The sequence below is a fragment of the Mesorhizobium sp. M1329 genome (genome assembly GCF_040318035.1).
Lineage (GTDB): Bacteria > Pseudomonadota > Alphaproteobacteria > Rhizobiales > Rhizobiaceae > Mesorhizobium.
On record NZ_JAMYLN010000003.1, the window covers coordinates 17703 to 39370 of the forward strand.

At 61.1% G+C, this 21668-nt stretch carries 27 protein-coding genes, 1 pseudogene and 1 riboswitch; of the genes and pseudogenes, 21 read left to right on the forward strand and 7 right to left on the reverse strand.

The genetic code is table 11. The features are described from left to right. Positions 1-23: 23 nt before the first annotated feature. The 3 genes from panC to NKH21_RS03670 all read right to left on the reverse strand — a co-directional run bounded on the left by panC (position 24) and on the right by NKH21_RS03670 (position 2394). Entirely contained in the window at positions 24-914 is an 891-nt protein-coding gene (panC, locus tag NKH21_RS03660) for a pantoate--beta-alanine ligase (protein ID WP_352661245.1), read from the reverse strand. Continuing rightward, on the reverse strand, positions 911-1747 hold the full coding sequence (gene panB / locus NKH21_RS03665) for a 3-methyl-2-oxobutanoate hydroxymethyltransferase (protein ID WP_352661242.1): 837 nt from the start codon (positions 1745-1747) through the stop codon (positions 911-913). Before panB ends, panC begins: the two co-directional genes overlap by 4 nt. Before the next feature lie 320 nt (positions 1748-2067). Beyond that, positions 2068-2394, reverse strand: a complete 327-nt coding sequence (locus tag NKH21_RS03670) for a hypothetical protein (RefSeq protein ID WP_352863130.1) — start codon at positions 2392-2394, stop codon at positions 2068-2070. Between NKH21_RS03670 and NKH21_RS03675 the strand changes: the two genes are divergently transcribed. From NKH21_RS03675 to NKH21_RS03710, 8 genes and pseudogenes are all read left to right on the forward strand, one after another. After that, the gene (locus NKH21_RS03675; RefSeq protein ID WP_352661239.1) at positions 2371-3915 is read left to right on the forward strand and encodes a Fic family protein; all 1545 of its coding nucleotides are present in this window, start codon (positions 2371-2373) and stop codon (positions 3913-3915) included. The genes NKH21_RS03670 and NKH21_RS03675 overlap by 24 nt on opposite strands. Before the next feature lie 182 nt (positions 3916-4097). Next, positions 4098-4214, forward strand: a riboswitch (TPP riboswitch). Between the two features lie 103 nt (positions 4215-4317). After that, entirely contained in the window at positions 4318-6153 is a 1836-nt protein-coding gene (thiC, locus tag NKH21_RS03680) for a phosphomethylpyrimidine synthase ThiC (RefSeq protein ID WP_352661236.1), read from the forward strand. Beyond that, complete coding sequence (gene thiO / locus NKH21_RS03685; protein ID WP_352661233.1) at positions 6150-7151, forward strand: glycine oxidase ThiO; 1002 nt, start codon at positions 6150-6152, stop codon at positions 7149-7151. Before thiC ends, thiO begins: the two co-directional genes overlap by 4 nt. Then, the gene (gene thiS, locus NKH21_RS03690) at positions 7120-7317 is read left to right on the forward strand and encodes a sulfur carrier protein ThiS (protein ID WP_352493533.1); all 198 of its coding nucleotides are present in this window, start codon (positions 7120-7122) and stop codon (positions 7315-7317) included. The genes thiO and thiS overlap by 32 nt, the downstream gene beginning before the upstream one ends. Position 7318: 1 nt before the next feature. After that, on the forward strand, positions 7319-8092 hold the full coding sequence (locus NKH21_RS03695; protein WP_352661230.1) for a thiazole synthase: 774 nt from the start codon (positions 7319-7321) through the stop codon (positions 8090-8092). After that, positions 8089-8694: a thiamine phosphate synthase gene (locus tag NKH21_RS03700; RefSeq protein ID WP_352661227.1), complete on the forward strand. Its 606-nt coding sequence runs from the start codon at positions 8089-8091 to the stop codon at positions 8692-8694. Before NKH21_RS03695 ends, NKH21_RS03700 begins: the two co-directional genes overlap by 4 nt. Continuing rightward, entirely contained in the window at positions 8685-9446 is a 762-nt protein-coding gene (locus NKH21_RS03705; RefSeq protein WP_352661224.1) for a hydroxymethylpyrimidine/phosphomethylpyrimidine kinase, read from the forward strand. Before NKH21_RS03700 ends, NKH21_RS03705 begins: the two co-directional genes overlap by 10 nt. Continuing rightward, positions 9442-9589 (forward strand): annotated as a pseudogene (locus NKH21_RS03710) (ribosome small subunit-dependent GTPase A); the annotation flags it as partial. The gene NKH21_RS03705 and the pseudogene NKH21_RS03710, both read left to right, overlap by 5 nt. Before the next feature lie 155 nt (positions 9590-9744). On the opposite strand, the gene NKH21_RS03715 reads toward NKH21_RS03710, so the two are convergent. Continuing rightward, the gene (locus NKH21_RS03715; RefSeq protein ID WP_352661221.1) at positions 9745-10092 is read right to left on the reverse strand and encodes a hypothetical protein; all 348 of its coding nucleotides are present in this window, start codon (positions 10090-10092) and stop codon (positions 9745-9747) included. Positions 10093-10617: 525 nt separating this feature from the next. Between NKH21_RS03715 and NKH21_RS03720 the strand changes: the two genes are divergently transcribed. Further along, on the forward strand, positions 10618-10764 hold the full coding sequence (locus NKH21_RS03720; RefSeq protein ID WP_352661218.1) for a hypothetical protein: 147 nt from the start codon (positions 10618-10620) through the stop codon (positions 10762-10764). A 310-nt stretch (positions 10765-11074) separates the two neighbouring features. Here NKH21_RS03720 and NKH21_RS03725 read toward each other — a convergent pair whose 3' ends face one another. Together NKH21_RS03725 and NKH21_RS03730 are read right to left on the reverse strand one after the other, a co-directional pair. Then, positions 11075-12262, reverse strand: coding sequence for a site-specific integrase (locus NKH21_RS03725; protein ID WP_352863134.1), 1188 nt, complete (start codon positions 12260-12262; stop codon positions 11075-11077). After that, positions 12195-12536, reverse strand: a complete 342-nt coding sequence (locus NKH21_RS03730) for an excisionase (protein ID WP_352661213.1) — start codon at positions 12534-12536, stop codon at positions 12195-12197. The genes NKH21_RS03725 and NKH21_RS03730 overlap by 68 nt, the downstream gene beginning before the upstream one ends. Before the next feature lie 746 nt (positions 12537-13282). Between NKH21_RS03730 and NKH21_RS03735 the strand changes: the two genes are divergently transcribed. The 4 genes from NKH21_RS03735 (at position 13283) to NKH21_RS03750 (ending at position 17061) form a co-directional block, all read left to right on the forward strand. Further along, positions 13283-13600: a hypothetical protein gene (locus NKH21_RS03735; RefSeq protein WP_352661210.1), complete on the forward strand. Its 318-nt coding sequence runs from the start codon at positions 13283-13285 to the stop codon at positions 13598-13600. Continuing rightward, entirely contained in the window at positions 13600-14646 is a 1047-nt protein-coding gene (locus tag NKH21_RS03740) for a DUF7146 domain-containing protein (protein ID WP_352661359.1), read from the forward strand. Before NKH21_RS03735 ends, NKH21_RS03740 begins: the two co-directional genes overlap by 1 nt. Before the next feature lie 310 nt (positions 14647-14956). After that, the gene (locus NKH21_RS03745; protein WP_352661207.1) at positions 14957-15892 is read left to right on the forward strand and encodes a DUF2493 domain-containing protein; all 936 of its coding nucleotides are present in this window, start codon (positions 14957-14959) and stop codon (positions 15890-15892) included. Between the two features lie 839 nt (positions 15893-16731). Beyond that, positions 16732-17061 carry a DUF736 domain-containing protein gene (locus tag NKH21_RS03750; protein ID WP_352661204.1) on the forward strand — a complete coding sequence of 110 codons (330 nt, stop codon included), beginning with the start codon at positions 16732-16734 and terminating at the stop codon, positions 17059-17061. A gap of 69 nt (positions 17062-17130) precedes the next feature. On the opposite strand, the gene NKH21_RS03755 is transcribed toward NKH21_RS03750, so the two are convergent. Further along, a complete protein-coding gene (locus NKH21_RS03755; RefSeq protein ID WP_352489766.1) occupies positions 17131-17358 on the reverse strand; it encodes a helix-turn-helix domain-containing protein in 228 nt (75 codons plus the stop codon). 77 nt (positions 17359-17435) lie between these two features. Between NKH21_RS03755 and NKH21_RS03760 the strand changes: the two genes are divergently transcribed. From NKH21_RS03760 to NKH21_RS03795, 8 genes are all read left to right on the forward strand, one after another. Continuing rightward, positions 17436-17714 (forward strand): DNA -binding domain-containing protein, encoded by a 279-nt coding sequence (locus NKH21_RS03760; RefSeq protein ID WP_352661201.1) that lies wholly within the window; start codon positions 17436-17438, stop codon positions 17712-17714. Positions 17715-17879: 165 nt separating this feature from the next. Further along, positions 17880-18065: a transcriptional regulator domain-containing protein gene (locus tag NKH21_RS03765; RefSeq protein WP_352661356.1), complete on the forward strand. Its 186-nt coding sequence runs from the start codon at positions 17880-17882 to the stop codon at positions 18063-18065. A 52-nt stretch (positions 18066-18117) separates the two neighbouring features. Continuing rightward, positions 18118-18648: a DUF2285 domain-containing protein gene (locus tag NKH21_RS03770; protein ID WP_352661353.1), complete on the forward strand. Its 531-nt coding sequence runs from the start codon at positions 18118-18120 to the stop codon at positions 18646-18648. A 113-nt stretch (positions 18649-18761) separates the two neighbouring features. Then, the gene (locus tag NKH21_RS03775; protein WP_352661198.1) at positions 18762-19052 is read left to right on the forward strand and encodes a helix-turn-helix transcriptional regulator; all 291 of its coding nucleotides are present in this window, start codon (positions 18762-18764) and stop codon (positions 19050-19052) included. Between the two features lie 16 nt (positions 19053-19068). Next, positions 19069-19491, forward strand: a complete 423-nt coding sequence (locus tag NKH21_RS03780) for a hypothetical protein (RefSeq protein WP_352661195.1) — start codon at positions 19069-19071, stop codon at positions 19489-19491. Continuing rightward, positions 19488-20069: a S26 family signal peptidase gene (locus NKH21_RS03785; RefSeq protein WP_352863138.1), complete on the forward strand. Its 582-nt coding sequence runs from the start codon at positions 19488-19490 to the stop codon at positions 20067-20069. Before NKH21_RS03780 ends, NKH21_RS03785 begins: the two co-directional genes overlap by 4 nt. 23 nt (positions 20070-20092) lie before the next feature. Further along, complete coding sequence (locus tag NKH21_RS03790; protein ID WP_352661189.1) at positions 20093-20419, forward strand: DUF736 domain-containing protein; 327 nt, start codon at positions 20093-20095, stop codon at positions 20417-20419. A gap of 382 nt (positions 20420-20801) precedes the next feature. Beyond that, positions 20802-21485: a lytic transglycosylase domain-containing protein gene (locus tag NKH21_RS03795; RefSeq protein ID WP_352863140.1), complete on the forward strand. Its 684-nt coding sequence runs from the start codon at positions 20802-20804 to the stop codon at positions 21483-21485. Positions 21486-21668 lie beyond the last annotated feature (183 nt).

Consider the following 21668-nt stretch of genomic DNA (forward strand, 5'->3'; position numbering starts at 1 on the left):
GCGGCACGAGCTGCATTTTCACGCTAGCCGGAAGTCCGCAGCGACTCATTTGTGAGTTGGCAAGGCGGCAGTGTTCTGACGTTGTCAATGAGCCGTGTTTGGCCGAGCCAGGCGGCTGCGAGCAGGCGGACCGGCCGATCGATGCTTGTTGCTATCGGTTGCAGATCTGCTTCGCCACGGAGTTCCAGGTACTCGACCTCGCGATAACCTGCGGACAGAATCGCTGCACGCGCTTGGGCAAGCGCTGGGAGGACGGGAGAGCCGTTCGAGAGCCCCTCCGCAGTATCGAGCAGGACCGATGCGAGCCTTGGGGCAATGGCCCGCTCCGCTGGCGAGAGCCGAACATTGCGCGATGACAAAGCGAGACCATCGGGTTCCCGGACTGTCGGACAGGGGACGATGGTAATTGGCATATCCAGGTCCCGGACCATGCGAGTGATGAGTAGAAGCTGCTGGAAGTCCTTCTCTCCGAAAAAGGCGAAATCAGCGCCAGTCTGCAAAAAGAGCTTTGCAACGACGGTCGCCACCCCATCGAAATGACCAGGCCGGAACGCACCGCATAGGCCTTCGCGGACGCCGGACACCGACACGGTCGTGGTGAAGCCGTCAGGATACATCTCAGTCGCATGCGGAACATAGAGCAGGTGTGCGCCCAACGGAGTGAGCTTTGCAGCGTCTTCCTTTTCGGTGCGGGGATAAGCGGCAAGATCCGCGGCACTGTTGAACTGCTTGGGATTGACGAACAGCGTCACGATCACACGATCGGCCTTCTGAAGCGCAGAACGCACGAGACTCAAATGTCCTTCATGCAAGGCTCCCATCGTGGGCACCACGGCGATACTGGCACCTGAACGGCGCCATCCCGCCACGACGGCACGAAGTTCGGCAATGGTGCGGACAATCGGCACGCTCATGCAACATCTCCGGCCTTCGGCTCGTCGGCGAAAAGATGTTCGGCCGCTGGAAAGCGCCCTTCCCGCACATCAGCCGCGTAGGCGGCGATGGCAGCTTCGACCTCTGAGCCCAGTTCGGCATAGCGCTTGACGAATTTCGGCCGAAAACCAGTGTACATGCCCAGGATGTCGTCGATCACAAGGATCTGCCCATCGCAGGCGTCCGAGGCACCGATCCCGATCGTGGGAATTGTGGCTCTCTCGGTTATTCTCCGTGCGAGCGGCTCCGTGACCTTTTCCAGCACTATGCTGAACGCCCCGGCCTCGGCAACAGCAATGGCGTCGCGAAAAATCCTGTCGCCGTCTACGCCCCTGCCCTGGACTTTATAGCCGCCGAACACATTGACCGATTGCGGCGTCAGCCCGACGTGGGCCATGATGGGAATTCCGCGAGCAGTGAGAAAGCGGATCGTCTCGGCCATGCTCTCGCCGCCCTCCAGCTTGAGGGCGGCGCATCCGGTTTCCGCCATGAGCCGCGCGCCGTTGCGAAAGGCATGTTCGGGGCCTTCTTCATAGGAGCCGAATGGCATGTCAACGACCATCAACGCGCGCTCAAGACCGCGTCGCACGGCCTTGCCATGCATGATCATCATGTCGAGCGTGACGCCGAGGGTCGAGGGCAGACCGTGAAGCACCATTCCGACACTGTCGCCGACCAGCACGACGTCGCAATATCTGTCGACGAGCTGCGCAATGGGTGTGGTGTAGGCGGTCAAGCAGACGACCGGATCCTTGCCCTTGCTGGCCGCGATGTCCGGCGTCGTCAACGCCTTCGTTTCTACCGCCACACTCATCGGCACGTTTTCCCTGCGTCAGGCTTAAGCGGTCAACGGTTTTGCATAGTTTTGTGCAGGTGCGAAGGCCAAAATCAAACTGCATCGGAAAAGTTGGTGCATTGCGAAGCGCTTCAAAGCAAGGGCTAAAGGCCCCCAATTTTCTGCTGCTTCGGCCGAGTTTCGCAGTACCCTTGTTGTGATGGTTTTGAGCAATCAGCGTGGTGGTGGTCTCAAGGGATGTGCTTCAGCTCGAACGGTTTGACTACCGCAACAGCGTGATTCACGTTCAGAATCGATCTCAGGTCCCAAGGCGTACCGAAATGCATTGTGGCGAAAAACTAGGCAATGACTGAACACGAGGCCACAGCTGTAAGGCAACGCATAGATGCCGGCGACCGCATGCTAGCGCCGCGGAACTGATTGCGGTTTGGCGGTGTACGCTTATTTCCGATGGGAACATCATTGCGCTGGCCGGCGCGCGACGATCGCTTTCCGGCCGAGCCATGCAGACGGATCACCGCCGCCTTCAGGATCGGTTTTCGGAAAAGTCGGCTTGCAGCATCAATTTTCATGAGATAGAATTGTTTTTCATAGTATTTGGCTGATTTCGCACCAAACTTCGATGAAAGGTTCCCCTTTTCATGCCTGTGGCGCAGAAGCACCAATTTTCAGGTCCTGTTATCGTTTTTCAGGAAATCCGCCTTCCGGAGATGGTGACCCCGGCCGGGTACAGCGCCCTGATCGGAGCCTACGAGCTCGCCGTGCCCTTGCCCCGGACCCTGTCGGCCACTGGCGAGCATCATCGCATTACCGCACGGGATGGCTGGCGGATCATGACGCCCCGCCATGCCCCACATCCAACACTCGAAGGCCACCTGACCTTCGCGCTCAAGTACGAGGGGCTCGACCTTGCCGTCCTCAAACGGCTGTTCCAGGTGACCGGTTCCGCACCGATCGAGGCGCTCGTCCGTGAAAGCCCCACAGGCAGTTATGCCCGCCGCATCTGGTTTCTATATGAATGGCTGACGGGCACACGTCTCGATCTGCCGGACGCGGCGGCCGGACGATACGTTCCGGTTGTCGATCCCGAGCTGCAGTGGCCCGGATTCGAGAAGACCGCTTCGCGCTACCGCATAAGGGACAATCTCCCCGGCACGCCTGAGTTCTGCCCGCTGGTGTTCCGAACCAAGACCCTCGAAAAATTCATCGGCCTTGAACTGCCGCGGCGCGCGGAGGCAATCGTGGCGGAGGTGCCGCGCGACCTCCTTGCTCGGACCGCCGCCTTTCTTTTGTTCAAAGACTCGCGATCAAGCTATGCGATCGAGGGCGAGCGCCCGCCGCAAGATCGCATCCAGCGCTGGGGCCGCGCCATCGGCGAAGCCGGCCGCTGGCCGATCGATCGCGATGAGCTGCTACGTCTGCAAAAAATTGTACTTGGCGACGCCCGTTTCGTAAGACTTGGCTTCCGAAAAGAAGGAGGTTTCGTCGGTGAGCATGACCGAGACAACGGCACGCCCCTGCCCGATCACATCAGCGCTCGGCCCGAGGACCTGCCGCGGCTAATCGATGGAATGGCGGCCTTCGATCAGGGCCCCGCGCAAAGCCTTGATGCAATCATAGCCGCCGCAATCCTCGCCTTCGGCTTTGTCTACATCCACCCGTTCGAGGACGGAAACGGCCGCATTCACCGCTACCTAATCCACCACGTCCTTGCCACGCGCGGCTTCAATCCGCCGGGAGTGGTCTTTCCCGTCTCGGCCGCGATCCTGGACCAGATCAACGAGTACAGGGGCGTGCTCGAGAGCTATTCGCAGCGCCTTCTGCCGTTGGTGGAATGGGAACCGACGCCGCAATTCAACGTCCGGGTGCTGAATGACACCGGTGATTTCTACCGGTTCTTCGATGCGACCCCGCACGCCGAATTCCTCTATGACTGCGTTCAGCGGACGATCGAACGGGACCTTCCCGAGGAAACCGCATTTCTGCAGCGCTACGATCAATTCCGGCAGCAGGTGGATGCCTTTATCGACATGCCCGAGCGGCTGACCGATTTGCTCTTCCGTTTTCTTCACCAGAATGATGGACATCTATCGAACCGCGCGCGCGAAAAGGAATTCGCCGCGCTGACCAGTGACGAGGCAGGAAGAATCGAGGCGATCTACGCGCAAACCTTTGGTGCCCATTGAAGGCGTGATCATGAGGATCGATTTTTAGTCCAACGGTTTGCGATTCCCTTGTCCCTGCCTTCATCTCCCACGCTTGACTTGTCGCCGAGACATGCGCGATTTTTTCCGCACGGTCTGACCAGCCGCCGATCAGCCGCGGCCAGAACGCGCTTGACAAACCGGAGACGTCCCGTCCAACCTGGCGCATTCACCAGGGGAGTCCCGGCAAGGGGCTGAGATACTGCTTGCTTTCGCGGCGCAGTGACCCGTTGAACCTGATCCAGTTCATACTGGCGTAGGGACGGTGCAAGCGCTTTGCGGGAGTTTACGCCCGAGGTCCTGTTTCGGCAGGTCGACAGAAGCGTCTTTTCATCCTTCCGGCACAGAACTGGGTCTCCAATGCATGAGCAAAGGAGCCTCAAGATGAATGCCCTCACTCCCGCCGTCTCGACGGGACCGCTGCCCGCCTCGCGGAAAATCCACAAGCCCGGTGCCATCCACCCGCAGATCAGGGTGCCGATGCGCGAAATCTCCGTGCATCCGACGGCCGGCGAGCCGCCCGTCACCGTCTACGATCCGTCCGGCCCCTATACCGACCCGACTGTCGAAACCAGCATCGAAAACGGTCTTGCCCGGCTTCGCGACGAATGGATCATGACGCGCGGCGATGTCGAGGCCTATGACGGCCGCCACGTGCGGCCGGAGGACAACGGATTTGTGACCGGTGAGCGCCTGACGCCGGAATTTCCCATTCGCAACCGGCCGCTCAGGGCCAAGGCAGGCAAGGCGGTGACCCAGCTTGCCTATGCGCGTGCCGGCATCGTCACGCCCGAGATGGAGTTCGTCGCCATCCGCGAGAACCTTGGCCGCGAGATGCTGCGCGGCAAGCTTGAGCGCGACGGCGAGGCCTTCGGTGCCGCTATCCCCGGCTTCGTCACGCCGGAGTTCGTGCGCGACGAGGTTGCGCGCGGACGCGCGATCATTCCCGCCAACATCAATCATCCCGAGAGCGAGCCGATGATCATCGGCCGCAATTTCCTGGTGAAGATCAACGCCAATATCGGAAACTCGGCGGTCACCTCCTCGATGGCAGAGGAAGTGGAAAAAATGGTGTGGGCGATCCGCTGGGGCGCCGACACGGTGATGGACCTGTCGACCGGCCGCAACATCCACAACATCCGCGAATGGATCCTGCGCAATGCGCCGGTGCCAATCGGCACGGTGCCGCTCTACCAGGCGCTGGAGAAGGTGGGCGGCATCGCCGAGGATTTGAGCTGGGAGGTCTATCGAGACACGCTGATCGAGCAGGCCGAACAGGGCGTCGACTACTTCACCATCCATGCCGGTGTGCGGCTGCATTACATCCCGCTGACCGTCGCCCGGGTCACGGGCATTGTCTCGCGCGGCGGCTCGATCATGGCCAAATGGTGCCTGCACCATCACCGGGAAAGCTTCCTTTACGAGCGTTTCGCGGAGATCTGCGACATCTGCCGGGCCTATGACGTGTCCTTTTCGCTCGGCGACGGGCTCCGTCCGGGCTCGATTGCCGACGCCAACGACGCGGCGCAATTCGCCGAACTGGAAACGCTCGGCGAGCTGACGAAGATCGCCTGGGCGAAGGATTGCCAGGTGATGATCGAGGGGCCCGGCCACGTGCCCATGCACAAGATCAGGCAGAACATGGACAAGCAGCTCGCTGTCTGCGACGAGGCGCCTTTCTACACGCTGGGGCCGCTGACGACGGACATAGCGCCGGGTTACGACCACATCACCTCAGGCATTGGCGCCGCCATGATCGGCTGGTTCGGCACGGCCATGCTCTGTTACGTCACACCGAAGGAGCATCTCGGTCTTCCCGACCGCAATGACGTCAAGACCGGCGTGATCACCTACAAGATTGCGGCCCATGCCGCCGACCTGGCTAAGGGGCATCCGGCGGCGAAAGTCAGGGATGACGCCCTTTCCCGCGCGCGCTTCGAGTTCCGCTGGGAGGACCAGTTCAACCTGTCGCTCGATCCCGAAACCGCAAGATCCTTCCACGACCAGACCTTGCCCAAGGAAGCGCACAAGGTGGCACATTTCTGCTCGATGTGCGGCCCGAAATTCTGCTCCATGCGCATCTCCCACGACATTCGCGCCGAGGCGCAGAAGGAGGGGATGGTGGCCATGGCGGCGAAATATCGCGAAGGCGGCGATCTCTACGTGCCCGCGGACGAGACCGGCGCGCCGCTCCTGCGAGAGGCGCGCGAGCGATCATGAGGGTCCTGGTCAAGGGGGCCGGTGTCGCCGGCCTCACCGCAGCTTTCGAGCTCGCCACACGTGGCGCGACGGTGACCGTTGCCGAGATAACACATACCGTTGGCGGCAATGCGTCGTGGTTCGCCGGCGGCATGCTGGCGCCATGGTGCGAGCGTGAAAGCGCCGAGCAGCCAGTGCTGGATCTCGGACGCGATGCCGCCGACTGGTGGGATGCGGTACTGCCGGGTCACGTGACACGGGCCGGAACACTGGCCGTGGCCGCGCCGCGTGATGCGGGCGAGCTCGACCGGTTCGCCAGCCGCACCTCGGGTCATCGGCGTGTCGATGAAGATGAAATCGTGTTGCTCGAGCCCGACCTCGCCGGCCGCTTCCGCCGCGGACTGCTCTTCCCCGACGAAGCCCATCTCGACCCGCGTCAGGCGATGGCGGCACTTCATGACAGGCTGGCGGCGATGGGCGTCGAATTCCACTTCTGCGCTGACGTCCGGCGTGCTTCCGGGTTCGATCGTCAGATCGACTGCACGGGAATGGCAGCAGCCAATGACAGGCTGCGCGGCGTTCGCGGCGAGATGCTGATCCTGCGCACACCTGATATCTCACTGTCGCGCCCGGTCAGGCTGCTCCATCCGCGCTTTCCGCTTTATGCGGTGCCACGCACCGACCACCGTTTCATGATTGGCGCGACGATGATTGAGAGCCGGTCCACGGGACCGGTGACGGCTCGTTCGATGATGGAGCTGCTGGGTGCCGCCTATGCCCTCCATCCGGCCTTTGGCGAGGCCGAGATCGTTGAAACCGGTGTCGGCGTCCGTCCGGCCTTTCCCGACAACCTGCCGCGCGTCGAAACGAACGGCGAGATCATAGCGATCAACGGGCTCTATCGTCACGGCTTTCTCCTCGCCCCCGCCATGGCGCGCCAGGCTGCCGACCTGGTTTTCAGTCAAGACAGAACCAAGGAGCTTGCCCATGAAATTGATGGTCAACGGCGAAGCGCATGAGGTTGCCGCCACCACGCTGGCCGAGCTGCTTGCCGTTCTCGACTATGAGGGCGATTGGCTGGCGACCGCCGTCAACAGCGACCTGGTGCACAAAGCCAACCGGGCGGAGTTCCAGTTGAGCGACGGCGACCGGATCGAAATCCTCTCACCCATGCAGGGAGGCTAGCATGTTCGATCTTCTTGGAACGGCGCTTTGCTCGCGGCTGCTTCTCGGCACGGCTCAATATCCTTCGCCGGCCATTCTTGCCGATGCGGTTAGCGCATCGGGCACCTCGGTGGTGACCGTCTCCTTGCGCCGCGAGATGGCGGGCGGCAGGGCCGGCGAAAAATTCTGGTCGCTGATCCGCTCGCTTGGCACGAGAGTCCTTCCCAACACGGCAGGCTGCCACTCCGTCAAGGAAGCGGTCACAACCGCGAAAATGGCGCGCGAAGTGTTCGGGACGAGCTGGATCAAGCTCGAAGTGATCGGCAACCACGACACGCTGCAGCCTGATGTGTTCGGCCTGGTCGAAGCCGCCCGCATCCTGTCCGAGGACGGCTTTGCGGTATTTCCCTATACCACCGACGACCTTGTTGTCGCCGAGCGGCTGCTTGCGGCGGGCTGCAAGGTCTTGATGCCGTGGTGCGCACCGATCGGTTCGGCCCTCGGCCCGGTCAACATTACGGCGCTGCGCTCGATGCGCGGACATTTCCCTGGCGTCCCGCTGATTGTGGATGCAGGCCTCGGGCGACCGTCGCATGCGGCGACCGTCATGGAACTCGGCTTTGACGCCGTGCTCCTGAACACGGCGGTCGCCAAGGCGGCCGATCCGGTCGGCATGGCGCGTGCTTTCGGCAAGGCGGTCGAGGCCGGTCGTGAGGCTTTCTGTTCGGGAATGCTCGAACCGCGCGACGTCGCCGTGCCATCGACGCCGACGATCGGCAGGGCAGTTTTTTCATGAAGCTCGATCCCTTCTATCTGATCGTCGATAGTGCAGCCTGGATCGAGCGGCTGGTGCCGCTCGGCGTCAAGCTGGTGCAGCTTCGCATCAAGACCATGGACGAAGCCGGATTGCGCGCTGAGATCCGCACAGCACAGGCCTTGTGCGCTCGATACCGGTGCCAGCTCATCATCAATGATTACTGGCGACTGGCCATCGAGGAAGGCTGCGACTTCGTGCATCTCGGTCAGGAGGATCTGCAAACCGCCGATCTTGCGCGGATACGGGCAGCCGGCATGAAGCTCGGACTGAGTACGCATGATCATGTCGAGCTGGAAACGGCCATGTTTGCTGAGCCCGACTATGTCGCGCTCGGTCCGATCTATCCCACCGCCTTGAAGAAGATGAAGTGGGCGCCACAAGGGCTAGAGCGGATCAGCGAGTGGAACCGGCGAGTGGCGCCGATCCCATTGGTCGCCATCGGCGGCCTCAACCCCGACCGCCTCGACGGCGTCTTTGAGGCCGGCGCCGACAGCGCCGCAGTGGTCACCGACATCACTTTGAGCTCCGATCCCGAAGCGCGCACGCGAGAATGGATCGAAAAGACGGACCGATGGCGATGAGACGAGAACCGCATGTGCTTGTCGTTGGGGGATCGGATTCCAGCGGGGGTGCTGGAATAGCACGCGATATCGAAACGATCGCATGCATTGGCGTGCGCACCTGTCTGGCCGTCACTGCGCTAACGGTGCAAACGCACGACGCCGTGATGGAAATTCATAATTCTCCACCCAGCCTGGTGGCCAATCAGATGTGCGCCGCGCTGCAGGCCAACGACGTGGCCACAATCAAGATCGGCATGCTGGCGACTGCCAAGATCATTGTTGCCGTTGCCGCAGTGCTGCGCAAATACCCGCATGTCCCCGCAGTACTCGACCCTGTGCTGGCCTCCACCTCAGGCCGCGCACTTCTGGAAGCAGGCGCCATCGCTGCCATGAAGCGCGATCTGATGCCGCTTTGCTGCATTGTCACGCCCAACCTCCCTGAACTGGCGCTCCTTATTGGTTCCGAACTGGCATCGGATGAGGACGGAGCGCTCCAACAAGGAAAAAGACTGCTGGCCGCCGGCGCTCAAGCCCTGCTGATCAAGGGTGGGCATGCGTCGGGGCCTCAATCGACCGATATTCTGTTGCGTTCCGATCAACCACCAACCCGCTTCGACACGCCGCGCCTTGCCGCATCAATGCGCGGAACAGGTTGCATGCTGGCCAGCGCGATTGCGGCGCATCTGGCGAAGGCGGAGCCGCTCGAAGACAGTGTGCGCGACGGCAAGCGGCTTGTCTTCGCCACGTTTCAGAAGAATGGAGCAGAATGAACCTGACTATACGGTACAGGCAGCTTTGGCTGCTAGGACGCTGGATCCTGAGCGTCTTGCTCGCTGGCGCAAACTCCGATGAAAATCGCAACAACACGACAGTTCAAACCAGTTTCACCAGGGATCGCGGCAAAATGCGTTGAACGACAAGGCCTAGGCACTAATCGGCTGGCCGTGCTCTTCGCTCCTCCCGGAAGGTGATGTCTCGCCGCCTTAATGGAGTCGGACGGAACCGAGTAGACGGCGATATTGGAACAGGCGCCTGGCCCTCTGTATAGCCCTTCATACGCATCTTTCATCATTGCTTGATGAACGCGCCCGTGTAGGCCTGGCCGGCAAGCATAACGGTTCCGGCCAGGGCTCCGTCGGGTCGCATGACAAAACTGACGTCCGCGCCATTCGGTAGGCGCTCAAGCTTTAACGTGCTCCCTACAATTCTTCCAGCGCCGGCGGCCTCTCCCGGATGGTTGTCGCCCAGATTTCCCCACGCATAGGTGACCGTCACCTTCCCATTGGAAGAAACCGTTTGAACAGCAAGTTTGGCGTCATATATCCCCGCCAATCGACCAGCCCATAGACCGGAAAAAGCAGCGTACTTTGTTGGAACGCCCTTGCCAGGCGGAGTGACCGCCACGGATTGATGCATGACTGCTGAGCCGGAAGGAACCCCGGCATCAGCCAAGGGCGGTTGGAGAGGAACTTCCGATTCTAACGCAGGTTCGAGAGTGACGGGTTGCGGCGTTTGAGGAGTCGATTGACACGCGGCCAAGGCAAGCGCCGCACAGCCAAGGATTGAGTTGCACATTCCGTGTGCCATCTTTTTGGTGCCCCGGCCATCGTTCAAACTAGCGAGCCGACCTTATCACGCGTTTTCACAACGTGTGTTTAGCAAAGGCATGGCATTCGACAGCGCTCGTCGAAGAACCCGCAGCGGTCGCGAGTGAACGCCTCCATTCGTCGCCTAAGTAGCCGCCTTGAGCCCAGTCGCCCGCACCCGATGATTCTTCCAGTGGGTCGAACGGGAGGATCAGCAGTTGACCTTGTTGGAGGCTCCAGATCAGATTGTGGGCCAGTCGCGACTGTATTCTGAACCTTCGAACAAACGAGTACACGCCGGACGACGGATCGACCAAGCTGCTGAATGAACCGCTCTAAATGAAACCGACAGGCCTTGACCGACGACAGCTTGAGCTTTGGCGAGGATAAACGGTTCAGCGAATTCCCACGCGTCGGCGATGTGCGCGCATCCCGGCAGGAACCGAAGCGTGATGGTCTCACCGAAGCGGGCACCTCACGCCGTTCAGTGCTCAGCAGCTAGGCGAAATCACCCGCCGTGACGCCCCTCTCTGATGGACGGCAGGTCAAACGCGCTCGGATAACATCGGGGATCCGGATGCCACCGTCAAGCCAAGCATCACGACCTTTGCCTCTAATCCTCCGACACTGAATGTCACTTTCGGGACCCGGCAAACCGGTCCACGGCACGGCTAGGAGCACGAGCCCCGGGAGCCGGAGTAGACCTTTAGTGCGTGCGGATGGCAGGATTTGAACGTGCGATCCCATCGTCCCGAACGATGTGGATTTACCAGCAGGTCGTTATTGTTCCTGGGCTCCTTCGCCACGTTCGCTCACGACTGGTCGCGTTTCCTTTCGCCGTTTCTGTGGGAAACCTGTGGGATGTGCACACCGCGTTGGTGTCTTGTGATTTGAGTTATACTCGGAACGGTTTGCGGCGACTTGGAGAAAACCGGCTTCCTCGTGATCTTGTCGGCGGCGTCTGCCAAGAAATTAGGATGATGATGACCGTAAGTTTCGATCAGGACATCCACCGTAATGCCAAGAAAGCCCGCAGCCTGCCACATATCGGTGCCGGCCTGCATCAACCAAGTCGCCGCGGTGTGGCGCAACGCGTGCGGAGTGACGTCGGGCCCCAGGCCGGCGATTTCGCGCGCCGTCTTGAAGCTCTTGTCTATCGACAGCACCGGCTTTCCATTCCATTCCACGACAAAATCCTGCGATATCTTGCGACCGATGTTCGCACTTTTGCCGCGCAATTTGGTCTCGATGTGGAGATCAGTCCGCGCCCAGCGCCGCAGGTGCGCTAGCAGCCGCTCCGGCAAGCGTACGGGGGGTTGCCGCTTCTTGGTCTTCCTGGCGCCGGTGGCAGCGCGATAGAAGATACCGCCGTCTAGGTCCACATGACCGCGCCCTTTGGTTGGACGCATGGCGGCACCGCAGATTGCAGCCGAGCGCGATCCTGAATAAAGCGCGACGAGGATGAAGCGCGCGAGATGTCGCCCAGTGCGCCGGCCACTCTCTTGGCCCTTCCATGTCTGCTTCATACGCCAAGCGGCCCAAATCAGTGCGGCCGCCTCACTGCGGGTCAACCAGCGTTCGCGGGCGGCGGCCTTGTCTGGCAGGGTGATGACCGGTGCGGCGGTTGTATAACCCTCCTTGCGGTAGTAGTTGATGGCGGCACGAAGATCCTCGAGTTGGCGGCGCGCCGCGGCTTCGGTGGGGCGCGACGCAATATACTCGCGGCAGAGTTTGCCATTGATGGCGGCGAGAGTTTTTTCCCCGAAGAAATCAAGGACCTTGTCCAGCCGAGCCGCCGTCTCTTCTGGTGTCGCGTGCTTCGGTGCAACCTCTTGAAGGTAGAGGTTGACCACATCGGCAATTAAGACGTCCTCGGCTCCCCGCGCTCGGTGGTATTTGCTTCCGATGTAGGCGGCGAGCGCCTTTTCAGCTTCAGTTCTGGACGGCCTTTTTCGCCGCCGCCAGCGCTGATGAAGCTGGTTCCATCGCGGATAAACCATCCAGCTTTGTTTCGGCGCGTTCCATCTTTTTTCCAGCTTTCGTCACGCCATACCAGGCGTGGCCCTTTCGACGTCCGCGGCATAGTTCCCTCATCCTCGCGATTGCCATCAAGCTCACATATTCCTTTCCGGCGATTAGCTCCGTTTCAAGTCGACCGGCGTCACGTTCCTTGCGTAGGCCTGCTGCGCTCATCGAGCCGTCGGGAAAGGCAATTCGCGCAGCGATTTCGACGCGCAGTGGCGTGGTCTCGTCGAATTGGTCGGGGATTTTCAATAAGAAGTCCTCAGCAGTTCTTAGGTCCGAGCTGTTCGCCGACCTCGTTGAGCACTCCGTCCTGTCTCGCCGTTCTGGACATGGTCCTGCCGGAGAACACTTCTCCAAAAAACCGGCTGCGAAAACCGCCCGCCGGAGGTGCTGCGGCGAAAAGGCGCCTTCGACCTGTCAATCGGATCAACAAGTCTATGGCTGGCCTCTGCTTCCAGACACACTCCTAAAGGGATCCGACCATCGTTCAGTATCGATACTGCCGGCAGGGCCTATTGCGTCGCAACGCCCGCGCCCCGCGCCGCCTTCAGGCGAGCAGGGCAGCGGAGTATCTCCTTCGCTTCTTGGCTGGCAAGGTCATTGCTGGCGACGATTAGCGGCAGGCCGCCCGTGATGACCAACCAAGTCCAAATCGATTTCCCGTCGCAAAAGCGCACTGTTCGCTCTCGAACTCAGCCGCATACCCTCGATGTCGCAAGCCACAGCGCCGAAGGCGTGATGAGAACGCAGATGCTTCCAATGGGGCGACCAGCCGCGCTCGTCGTTCATCGCCGCGCTGTGGTCCTTAATCGCTACTGCTGCACGTTTGTATGTTGCAGCCGCGTTTGTAAACAGGAACGCCGTCGCTGAGTTGCTACCCCGCGACAACCTCGGTTGGCTGCCAAGCACAAGAGGACGAGGAGTTCCGGAATCTCCATGACGGGTTTGAAGGTCGAGAGAGAGGCTCTCGACTGCCCGTCTCGGAGTACATTCCGATGGCGACTACCCCTGAGAAAATTACCCTTCTGTCCTCGCGAGACATTGCCTTCAAGAAGGTGGTGCTCTTCATGTCCCAGGTCCGCGTCAAGGCTGACATCTGGTTCGAGGACCTACCTGACCTCGTTGCTGAAGTGACGACCCGCTCGCACCTCATCGTGCGCAAGACCACCAGTGGTTGCATCGAGCGCCTTACCGTCGAGATTCGCGCAGGGTCGGCCAGTCCCATTGAGCCGCAGGCGCTCGGACCCGCAATTCTGGGCAAGCTGCTGGAGCGCTATCCCGTGCAGGGCATCGACACGCGGGAGGATGCATGATGCCCCGACACGACGCGTCCGAACTGGCCCACCTCCTGGCTCGGCAGGCCGAAGCGGTTTGTCGACACTATCTTTCGAACGGACATCGCGAGGGTCGCTACTGGTTTGTTGGCGATGTCCGAAACACGCCGGGCCGCTCGATGTTCGTGCGGCTCGTCGGCTCGCAGAGCGGAAAGGGCGCAGCCGGCAAGTGGACTGACGCGGCGACCGGGGAGCATGGCGATCTTCTCGATATCATCCGCGAGAGCCGCGGCTTGAGCGACTTCAGGGACGTTGCCCATGAGGCAATAGCGTTTCTCGGCTTATCGCATCCCGAGCCAGAGCAGACATCAATCCGGTCGAAGTTGCTGGCGGCGCCGTCGGAGATGTCGGAGAAAGCGCGCCGGCTGTTTGCGGTGTCGCTGCCGATTGCAGGCACGGTCGTAGAGACGTATCTGCGCAACCGCAGTATTACTGCTTTGCACGGGACCGAAAGCCTGCGTTTTCACCCCCACTGCTATTACCGGCCCGACCAACACTCGCGGACTGAGACCTGGCCGGCGATGATCGCTTCCGTCACCGATGTCAGCGGTCATTTGACCGGCGCACATCGCACCTGGATTGACCCTTCCGGCAGGGGCAAGGCACCAGTAGATACCCCGAGGCGCGCTATGGGCGACCTTCTCGGGCATGCGGTCCGCTTTGGTCCGCCCGGCGAAGTCATGGCCGCCGGGGAGGGCATCGAGACGGTCCTGTCGCTCCGGTGTATTTTGCCCGACATGGCCATGGCCGCAGCCCTCTCGGCCGCGCATCTTGCTGCCATCCTGTTCCCCGTCACCCTCAGACGGCTCTACGTCGTCCATGACCCCGATCCAGCCGGTGACGGCGCGCGTGATGTCTTGATCGAAAGAGCAAATGCTGCCGGGATCGAGGCGATCGTGCTCTCGCCGGCATTTGGCGATTTCAACGAAGATCTCTGTAGGTTCGGCGTCGCTGATCTTAGAGCCCGCGCCCGGGTCCAACTCGCCCCGCAGGACATCGCCCGATTTATGCCAGTGGCGGCCTAGCCCGGAACCGGTCGCTCCCCGCCATCGTGGCATTGCTAAGTGCTCCTGAGATCGGAGAGAAACCGCGCCTCCGGCCTTCAAGAGGGCGATCGGCCGGCAAACGACCCGGCCCCGCAATGTCTTCGGCCGACTATTTTCCGGCGCGCTCCCAAGGGAGCGCTTTCCATCGCGAAGCAAAATAGCCGGCCCGCGCCCTCCTGCGCTGACGCTCCGGCCCTCCGCTTCGCTGCGGGTGCAGAGCCGTCCCGCCCGCCGGCTTTCGTCGCCATGAAGGCCGCGGGGGTCGCGGTCCAACCGACGGAGCATCCAAATGAGCGAGCATGACGACTACGAACCGCAGCATTCGTCATCACCGATCGACCACGCCCTCACCGAACTCCAGCTCTATGGCTACCGGCCGTTCGCGGATGAGCCGGATCCCCGACCGCTTCCGGAGGGCCACCGCGTCGCCGACGCGATTGCAGATATCTTCGACGCGTTCGTCGCAACCCTGCAAGATACCCGCCTCGAGCCCGACCTCGACCATCTCCTTTGGTCGACCGTCAACGTCTTTCACCGCGCCGCAGATCGGATCGAGCGTGAACTTGACCATAATGAGCAGGCGCAGCGCCGCAGCCAGCGTGAGCAGGACGGCAGCGAAGTGAAGTCGGTCGAGCTGGAACGCCTGACGGCCGAAGGACAGACTCTTATCGAACGGCAGAACGCCTTCGAACTGATGCGCGATCAGGCCGCCGAGCACTATGAGCGCCACACCGGATCGAGCTGGCGACCGCGCAGCGGATCAATGGTCAACCACCGCAACGTTACCTCTGCGGTGATCGACAGCCGCGATTTTCTCAGCGCCAAGAAACGCGCCTCGCAGGAAGTCCTTTTGCCACCAGGCCCGAAAATCGCCTTCACCGCCGGTCTCGACTTCAATGATCACCAGTTGATCTGGGCCAAGCTCGACCAGGTCCGCACTAGGCATCCTGACATGGTCTTGATGCACGGGAAATCGCCGAAGGGTGGCGAAAAAGTCGCCTCCTGCTGGGCCGACCACCGCAAGGTACCCCAAATCGGCTTTGCCCCCGATTGGACAAAGCATGGAAAAGCCGCCCCGTTCAGGCGCAATGACGCAATGCTGGACGTGCTGCCGATCGGAGTCATCGTCTTTCCCGGGACTGGAATACAGGACAATCTTGCCGACAAGGCCAAGAAGCTCGGCATCCCAGTTCTCGACTTCCGCCCCAGGGGAAGCGGCGCATAGCGCCGCTCTCCTATCTTTAGTCCGTTGCACGACACGGCGGCGGTCGGCCGGGCGGCTTCCTCCAGTTCGGTCGACTGCGTCGGTTCGGGATGCCGAATTTTCCGCTCCGGCGCCTCCGTCTGTTGGGGTATTCAGTCCACGTCCATGCGCAGGTGCGCGACGCTATCACGCTTACCTTCCACGTTTCAGCTGCTTCGCAGCCGGCATCACAGGCGAGATGGTGACATCCGTCTAACCGGACGGGCCGTGGATCGGGGCGAACGCACCGAGGACCGAGGCGGATCGGATGCTGTTTCTGACAAATCTGTGCATTGCTTCCGTTGCCGCTGACGCGACATCGCGCGACGCGCGCTTCGGATTTGCCACGACTGCCTTCCTGTTCCAAAGATGGCGAATCTCCGGCGATGCACGTCAGCCCTTGAGCCACGGCATGCGCATCTCAAGCGCGGTGCCAGCACCAGCTTGCTGTTCCCGGAAGCCTTCTCAGGGGAAGCATCGACAGTGGTGATGGTGGTAACCGGCTTTCGCCAGTGCGATGGTTTCGCATGAGATCCTCCATTGATGCCTCTATCTGACCGGCCGCTCCAAACGACCTCTTCAATGGGCTGATCTGGCCGAAGGTCGGCTTCGCCTCAATCGCCTAAGCCGCAATGACGCCGATCGACTTTCTTCCCCTGCCGGCTTCGCCGTCATTCCTCGCGAAACAACAAAGTCGCTTGGCTGTCATCCTCCGCTGATGCTGCGGTCGCAAGCGATGCGGCGTCGATTGCCTCCGGCCCGCAGATCGCCATCAAGGCCGCAATGGTGCGGGCTCGAAACAGAGTACAAGGAGAAGGCTCATGGCGACCATCGGAACGTTCAAAAAGACCGACAACAACGAGTTCACCGGCGAAATCGTCACCCTCTCGCTTCAGGCCAAAAACGTCCGCATCGTGCCCGAGGCAAACCGCTCCGGCGACAGCGCCCCCAGCCATCGCGTCTTCGTAGCGCAGGTCGAGATCGGCGCCGCCTGGGCCAAGCGCTCCAGTGAGGACCGCGACTATCTCGGCCTGAAGTTGGACGATCCAAGCTTCACCGCTCCGATCTACGCCAACCTCTTCGACGATGAGGACGGAGAAGGCCACAGCCTCATTTGGTCCCGGTCCAACGGCCGCCGCAACCGCGATTGAGAAAGCCGCGAGCTCCCGCCCGCGAACCGGGCGGGAGCTGTCTTTAACTTGTGGACGCTGAAGCAAGTATCATCTTTGAACATTTGGTGCAGGACGTCTGAGCAGATCTGCGGCCTCGATGCCGAGAACGTTTGCCAACTTGTCGACAACGTCTATCGTCGCGCCGTAGACGCTGCGTTCCAACGCGCTGATATAGGTGCGATCAACGTCCGCACGGTGGGCAAGTTCTTCTTGCGAAAGCGCCGCCGCCTTTCGGTGCTGCCTCAGATTGCGCGCAAATACCTCGCGTATTTCCATGTCCGCGAGTGCAATGCTTGTCGAGTATTCAGCCACGGAGTATTCTCGACAAATTGACTTAGACGATTGGAAATCGCTTGCTCAAGCCACTGCTCGATCCTGATGTCGCCGACACGGCCCCGGATGACCCGATCCTGACCGGCTATGATGAGGAGCGGCTACTTACCTACATTCGCCTGCTTGATGCGGCGGCGGAAGATGCCGATTGGCGAGAGGTGGCCAGGATCGTTCTGCACATTGACCCAGAAAAGGAGCCTGAGCGGGCGTTCAGGTCTTGGGAAACCCATCTTGCACGCGCGCGATGGATGACGACCAGCGGCTACCGGTATCTTCTCGCAGGAGGCGCTCCCCATTGAGCGCCTTGTCATGCTTTGCTGAATCTGCGCAACGATTTGCCCACTCTCCAACTATTCAAATCTGTTCATCACTCTGAATGTTGGTGCCGGGGCCTCAGATGCGGTTATGCGGAGAGGACAGGAACCGTGCAGGGCGATTGGACCGAACCGGCGGCCTACGAGCACATGTGCAGCTACCAAGCTGTGGAGTTCGCCGCCGAATATCTGATCCGGAACAATAAATTTGTCGCCGAGTGCCGCCAGATCGCCTCGCGGCTCTCAGGTTCCGAAGATCCTGTCGATCAGCGCGACTTCGCTGCCCGTTGGGGTGCGCGATTTCAAAACTGCCGGTGCCGGATTTCCGCAGGCTGACAATATCGTCTGGACAGAACAGGCCTCGCCGCGCGTGCTGCGGGCCACACGAATGTCCGCCTCCATCAGCCCCTCTCATCAGAGAATTCGGCCTTCCAGACTTATCGGAGCCAGGGTCTGGCAGCAGGAGGAAGGGCTTCACATTCTTTGGTCTGCTTCAACCGGGAAGAGCCATCTGGTCTGCGAAGACCGCTCCGGCGAATTCGATGCTATTTATCTGCCCCTCGACGCTGCATTTGAGACGCGGCTCGATGCGGCGCGCCGGCTCTGGCGGGCGTTGAACGGCCGAGCTTTCAGTCCATCCTACGGCTCCCTACCGCAACAGACCAAGGTCAGGCACATCCTCAATTTGCGCGCGCATGATGGTCACCACATGGGTGCAACCTATCGTCAGATCGCGGAGGTGCTGTTGTCGCGAGAGCCGATTGTACCGCGGGACTGGCGTGATCATCATCTCCGGCACAAGGTCCGGGCTATCTTGCGCCGTGCAGCTTTTTTAGTCGCTGGCGGCTATCGCGACCTTCTCTTGTACCCCCACAGTCGCAGCGGGAAGTCCGGCCGCCGAAGTCCTTCTTCGGGGTAGCAACAACACGCCCCCGATCTTTGCCCTCCCTCTCTTTTGCCCATTCGAGCATGGTCCGCTTTGCGCGTCCCGGCAGGCCAGGATGACAGCACAACCGAACGGAGATCGAGCAAATGTCGAAGGGTCCCGCGGACGCGCCCCGAAAATACCTCCGCACGAAGGAGGCAGCACCCATCGTCGGGCTCTGCGCCCGTACTCTCGAAAAGCACCGGACCTATGGAACCGGGCCAAAATACCGAAAGATCGGCGGACGCGTCCTTTACGACATCGACGACTTGCATGCCTGGATAGAGCTCGGCGCGCGCACCTCCACCAGCGATGCGAATGCGACCAATGTTCCGCCGGCAAAACCCTATGCAGCCCGCGCGCCGGCTTATGTCGGCAGGCGCGACCGCAGCTCCTGATCTGTGGCACAATGAAATGCAGAATCCCGAGACCATTCAGCAGCAGCTTGCGCTGTCTCACGCTTACTCGTCTGGCTTCGCTCCATGCGGTACGCGTGATCTCGTGGTGTGGCTGCTCGCCCTATTGGTGAAATCCCGCCGCCTGACACCGATCCATGCTCATGCGGACAAGCAACCGTGCTGGGTTGAGGTGGCGGATGTGCCCGGCATGGCAACGATTTGGCACGCTGACATTCCAGTCTGGGCCGCGCCGCAAACCATCCACGCCCACGCCACGAGATTGCGGCAGCGCCTGCTCGCGACGAGACAGCACCAGACGCCGGCCTTGATGTGGCCTGATCAGCGCGTCCACAGCTGGATGGCCGCATGCGAGCGCCCGAGTCTCTACAGGCACAAGCGTCGTAACGTTTCCCTGTTGCGCCCCACGATCGAGTCATGAGCAAGCGCATGAAGATCATCGCCGCGATGGTTGGCGGCTCAGTGCTCGCCGCGGCGCCGCCGTGGATTAGTCATCCGCCGCTGGCTATCTGGAACGCGTCCGCAAGCGTCCCCATCGGGCTCTATCGCACCCTGCCGGCCGACAAAATCCGTGTTGCCAGCATCGCCGTCATCGTGCCGCCCGAGCCATTGGCGGCCTTCATGGCAAGACGCGGATATCTGCCGAAAAACGTGCCGCTCCTGAAGCAGGTTTTGGCACTCGGGGGCACGACAGTCTGCCGCGAAGGTACAGCGATCATCGTCAACGGCAGGACCTATGGGCATGCACGCGAGCGTGACAGCCGCGGTCGACCCCTGCCCAGTTGGCGGGGCTGCCACGAGATCGCCGACGGCGAGGTCTTCCTCATGAACCCGGACGCTACCGGAAGTTTTGACAGCCGCTATTTCGGTCCGCTCCCGCTCTCATTGATTGTTGCCCGCGCGGTTCCCGTCTGGACCGCGAAACGCGCCGCTCCGGCGCTGGATGTCACCAACGGCTTTTCCCGGCGAACCGTCACGTCTCGGCTCAACGCTCACTGAACACTCATGAAAGGAGCACTGCAATGCCCCAGATCGGCACCTTCACACGCAATGATGACGGCTTCTTCGGCAATCTCTCAACGCTGACGATCGAGGCGAAGATTGCCATCCTGCCTGCTGAGAGATCCAAAACTGAAAACGCGCCCGACCACCTCGTCTATTGCGAGGGAATGGCGGTCGGCGCGGCGTGGGACCGCACCGGAGACAAGGCTGGGGACTATATCTCCGTCTCAATTGACGACCCGTCCTTTACGCAGCCGATCCGCGCGAAGCTGTTCCGGTCCGACGCCGAGAACCGCGTCTGGAGCCTGCACTGGAACCGGTCACCGAAGCGCGAGGGGCGAGGCTGAACAGATGCTGTTTGAGCCCTTCGATGAATCTTCCTCGTCAACGCCTTTGACCGATCGGACGCCGGCCAAAGCCTTGGAGAGGATCGCCAGTCCGGCAGCAGCGCGCGACGAACATCAGAGGCGTCCGGACACTTGCTTGTCAATCCAGAGGCCGATTTCATCAGCGTTTTGGCAAAGCTGGTCGGGCCAGCGAGGCGTCGCGCTTAACGGAAGTGAACACCGTAGCGGGCTGGCAGCTCATCGGTTCCGGGGTCGGCGGGATGCCGTCCACAGCGGTGTGACAAGGATTGCCACATGCATCGTGCTCGCCTTCGCGACTCCGGAAGCTGTTGCAAACGCATGCTCTCATGGTGAACGGTCGGCTCACTCCGAGAGCACGATCTTGTCGGCTGGCCAGTGGTCGCGGCATATCCGGCAAGCGGCTAAACGGTTCGCCATTCCGGAGCGTTTGCTTACCGGCGTCATGCATGTCGAGAGCGTCGGCGATGTTCGAGCGCGTTCAAGAAAGGGCGCAATGGGGCTGATGCAGATAATGCCGGCGACCTGGGAAGAACTGCGCATCAAGCACCGACTCGGCGACGATCCCTATCAGCCGCGTGACAACATCTTTACAGGCGCTGCGTATCTTCGCGAAATGCTCGACACCTTCGGGCGCCGCGGCTTTCTTGCCGCTTACAATGCCGGCCCTGGACGGTACAAGGAACATTTGTCCACCGGCCGTCCTCTGCCACGCGAGACGGTCGACTACGTCAGGAAACTCGCGCCGCTTATCAATGACTCAGTTCCCAGTCCGAGGTGTGCACAGCAAGGAAGAGACAGAGGCACCTCACGCAGTACCGCGCTTTTTGCGCATACCCATTACATTCGGAACGCCGCTGCATTGAATGGCAATGGCTATGCAGAGACCACCTTTGCGGCGATTCATTCGTCCACAATGCAGTCGCTAACGGGCAATTCTGTTGCTGACCTGACCGCGATCGAGCCATGGCCAGGTGAGAGCCGTTTCTGGCCGAACCCCGCTGTTCCCGGGCTATTCGCTCAGCGCACTTCACCGGCCTTGCGATGATCGGCAGATTCCTCCTCGATTGCATTCCGGCCTGTTCCGTCGCGGACATTGCGGCGGAATGGTTGGCCGCAAATGAGGGGGCAGAGATTGGCAGGATAAAGGGCCGCGAGGCGCGGCTCGGTCGGCCGATTGTTTTCCTTGTGAGTTTCAACGCAATTCGCGATGTGCTGGCACAAACGGCGA

Bases quoted from the DNA above. Each gene is read 5' to 3' on its own strand.
- NKH21_RS03750 (WP_352661204.1), top strand. From the start codon at position 16,732: ATGGCGACCATCGGAACGTTCAAAAAGACCGACAACAACGAGTTCACC.
- NKH21_RS03755 (WP_352489766.1), bottom strand. From the start codon at position 17,358: ATGGAAATACGCGAGGTATTTGCGCGCAATCTGAGGCAGCACCGAAAG.
- NKH21_RS03780 (WP_352661195.1), top strand. From the start codon at position 19,069: ATGCAGAATCCCGAGACCATTCAGCAGCAGCTTGCGCTGTCTCACGCT.
- panB (WP_352661242.1), bottom strand. From the start codon at position 1,747: ATGAGTGTGGCGGTAGAAACGAAGGCGTTGACGACGCCGGACATCGCG.
- NKH21_RS03785 (WP_352863138.1), top strand. From the start codon at position 19,488: ATGAGCAAGCGCATGAAGATCATCGCCGCGATGGTTGGCGGCTCAGTG.
- NKH21_RS03745 (WP_352661207.1), top strand. From the start codon at position 14,957: ATGAGCGAGCATGACGACTACGAACCGCAGCATTCGTCATCACCGATC.
- NKH21_RS03790 (WP_352661189.1), top strand. From the start codon at position 20,093: ATGCCCCAGATCGGCACCTTCACACGCAATGATGACGGCTTCTTCGGC.
- thiC (WP_352661236.1), top strand. From the start codon at position 4,318: ATGAATGCCCTCACTCCCGCCGTCTCGACGGGACCGCTGCCCGCCTCG.
- NKH21_RS03715 (WP_352661221.1), bottom strand. From the start codon at position 10,092: ATGCATCAATCCGTGGCGGTCACTCCGCCTGGCAAGGGCGTTCCAACA.
- panC (WP_352661245.1), bottom strand. From the start codon at position 914: ATGAGCGTGCCGATTGTCCGCACCATTGCCGAACTTCGTGCCGTCGTG.
- NKH21_RS03675 (WP_352661239.1), top strand. From the start codon at position 2,371: ATGCCTGTGGCGCAGAAGCACCAATTTTCAGGTCCTGTTATCGTTTTT.
- NKH21_RS03770 (WP_352661353.1), top strand. From the start codon at position 18,118: ATGTCCGCCTCCATCAGCCCCTCTCATCAGAGAATTCGGCCTTCCAGA.
- thiS (WP_352493533.1), top strand. From the start codon at position 7,120: ATGAAATTGATGGTCAACGGCGAAGCGCATGAGGTTGCCGCCACCACG.
- NKH21_RS03735 (WP_352661210.1), top strand. From the start codon at position 13,283: ATGGCGACTACCCCTGAGAAAATTACCCTTCTGTCCTCGCGAGACATT.
- NKH21_RS03705 (WP_352661224.1), top strand. From the start codon at position 8,685: ATGGCGATGAGACGAGAACCGCATGTGCTTGTCGTTGGGGGATCGGAT.
- thiO (WP_352661233.1), top strand. From the start codon at position 6,150: ATGAGGGTCCTGGTCAAGGGGGCCGGTGTCGCCGGCCTCACCGCAGCT.
- NKH21_RS03725 (WP_352863134.1), bottom strand. From the start codon at position 12,262: ATGGTTTATCCGCGATGGAACCAGCTTCATCAGCGCTGGCGGCGGCGA.
- NKH21_RS03740 (WP_352661359.1), top strand. From the start codon at position 13,600: ATGCCCCGACACGACGCGTCCGAACTGGCCCACCTCCTGGCTCGGCAG.
- NKH21_RS03695 (WP_352661230.1), top strand. From the start codon at position 7,319: ATGTTCGATCTTCTTGGAACGGCGCTTTGCTCGCGGCTGCTTCTCGGC.
- NKH21_RS03765 (WP_352661356.1), top strand. From the start codon at position 17,880: ATGTGCAGCTACCAAGCTGTGGAGTTCGCCGCCGAATATCTGATCCGG.
- NKH21_RS03775 (WP_352661198.1), top strand. From the start codon at position 18,762: ATGTCGAAGGGTCCCGCGGACGCGCCCCGAAAATACCTCCGCACGAAG.
- NKH21_RS03700 (WP_352661227.1), top strand. From the start codon at position 8,089: ATGAAGCTCGATCCCTTCTATCTGATCGTCGATAGTGCAGCCTGGATC.